The following is a 2,232-nucleotide window of genomic DNA, read 5'->3' on the forward strand; positions in this document are numbered from 1 at the left end:
AGTCGGGTAAGGACGCGACGTTGCCGTCGCGTCCTCCCCTAAGAACCGTACGTGCGAGTTTCCCCGCATACGGCTCAAGCCTCAATAAGGCTGGCGCATGCCAACCCGGTCAACGACGTTCGACCAGCATGTGTACCGGCGTTAGGGCCAGACGACCGCATGCGCGTTGCTTTGAGGTAACGTTCTGCGAGAGCGGGACTTGCGACTTCGGATCGCGGCGCGCTGCGCGAAGTACGTGAACCACTCGGTGTCGTAAGGGTTGGCGTCCGATTGGACCTTCGGGTGCCGCTCAATCGGCGTGGTCGACGCTTTTCGAAGCTCCCGGTAGATCGGGGAGCCAGTGTCATCCAGTTCATCCGTGCGTGCGGCGAACACCCAGTGCCGCAGCCCGAGCTGGTGGAAGTAACGCTGGTACACCCAGTGTCCCAGTTTCTTCGGATGGCGTCTTCGCGCCCATTGCCATAACGCGTACCAGATTTGGCTGTCCACATAACTGAAGGTTTTCTTCGCTACGATGTGCCGGTGGTACATCGCCCAACCAGTGATGACCGGGTTGAGAGTATCGATGAGTTGCCTTTGCGGAGCGCCCATCAGTTGGCGAATCAGACTCCTGACCTTTTGCAGGAACGCGTGAACGTTCTTGCGCGCCGGTTTGATGAGCAGTTTGCTGCCATATCGCCGGATGTGCTGGCCGAGGAAGTCGTAGCCTTCAGTCAAATGAGTGATCTTCGTCTTCTCTGGAGCAAGCTCCAACCCTCGTGAAGCAAGGAAGGCCGTGACGACTGGAGTGATCTTCTCCTCCAGCACCTCCCGACTTGCCCCAGTGATGACGAAGTCGTCGGCATATCGCACCATGTTGACTTTGTTGATAGCCCGCTGTGACGCATTCCTGAAGGCGGACGATAACGCATTGTCCAACCCGTTTAAAGCCAGGTTTGCCAGTACAGGGCTGATGATGCCGCCCTGCGGCGTTCCATCGTTAGTCGGTGCGAAGGTGCCATCCTTCAAGTAACCGGCCTTCAGCCATTTCTTCAACACAGCCTTGTCCATTGGCACGTTCTGTAAAAGCCACGTGTGGTCGATATTGTCGAAACAGCCGCGGATGTCAGCTTCGAGTATCCACTGAGCTGATACTCGTGCGCCCCGATCCTTTGGGTTGCCGTGGTATCGGGCATTCAGAAAGCACTGTGCTATTGCATCGTGCGTAGATCGCTCTTTGCGGAATCCGTAGGACTGCGCGTCGGAGATCGTTTCCGACACAGGATCGAGCGCGAGCAGGTAAAGCGCCTGCATCGCCCGATCCTGCATCGTCGGGATACTCAGTGGACGCAGCTTCCCGTTACTTTTCGGAATGTAGATCCGTTTGAGCGGCAGCGGCTTATAGCCATGTCGCTGTAGCGAGCCTATTGCCTTGTATTTGGCATCCGGAGTAGACCACAGCACACCGTCTACGCCCGGGGTACGTTTGCCCTGATTTTCCGTCACGCGTTTCACGGCTAAAGCTTTGCCATGAAACGAGCAGGTCAGCAGCTTTTGCAAGGCTTTCACCTTGTTCCAGCGGCCTTCCTTCGTCGCCTTCACGATACGCGCCTGCATTCTTTTGACCACGCTGCATACCGTGCCCCAGTCAATGCTGTGCCACGACTGTGCATAGTCGGCCAGTGCACACGTCGACTGCCCGTTCATTTGCTTTCTCGCCTTCAAAGTTCATGCTGGTTATCTCGTGATGAGAGACCAGTTGGAAGTCTGCCCACTTTCGTGTCGGGTGATGTCGCAACCCGTATCCGCACCATTACAGCCCGGCATTCGCTTTCTCCAACCTCCTTTACCCACTCCGCCGACAGCGTTCCTCACGGTCGGCCTGCCCAGATGGGCGGCGGGATGGGCTTACCCTGTTCCGCTATTGCAACAAGATGGCGACGGTTCCCTCTTTACGCCGGCGACACGATGTTCTGCGTGCGTCCATAACAGACTGTCCGCACCCGGTCGCGTAGCTTTTGCCCTCAGCCTGACAGCATCTTTGGCTGGACTGTATTCACGACGCTTGCGAGAATTCACTTCCGTTAACCATGCCACCCGAGCCCTTCCGGCTCCCGCGTGATGCTCGCAGGTGTCGCCTTTGCCTCGCGGCTCAGGCCTGGCCTTTCGGCCCCAGTTGGTGTCCTCGATGCTTCGCACCCCGCTGTTACCAGCGACGCACGATCGAGTAGGCTACTGCTGGCAGAACAGCAG

The 2,232-nt window shown here is 57.6% G+C and carries 1 protein-coding gene; it reads right to left on the reverse strand.

All coding sequences use genetic code 11. The features are described 5' to 3' along the window. Positions 1-141: 141 nt before the first annotated feature. Complete coding sequence (gene ltrA, locus KHO31_RS38895; RefSeq protein ID WP_201084470.1) at positions 142-1,686, reverse strand: group II intron reverse transcriptase/maturase; 1,545 nt, start codon at positions 1,684-1,686, stop codon at positions 142-144. Positions 1,687-2,232: the final 546 nt, after the last annotated feature.

It is taken from the genome of Paraburkholderia domus (assembly GCF_905220705.1).
In the GTDB taxonomy this organism is placed as follows: Bacteria; Pseudomonadota; Gammaproteobacteria; order Burkholderiales; family Burkholderiaceae; genus Paraburkholderia; species Paraburkholderia domus.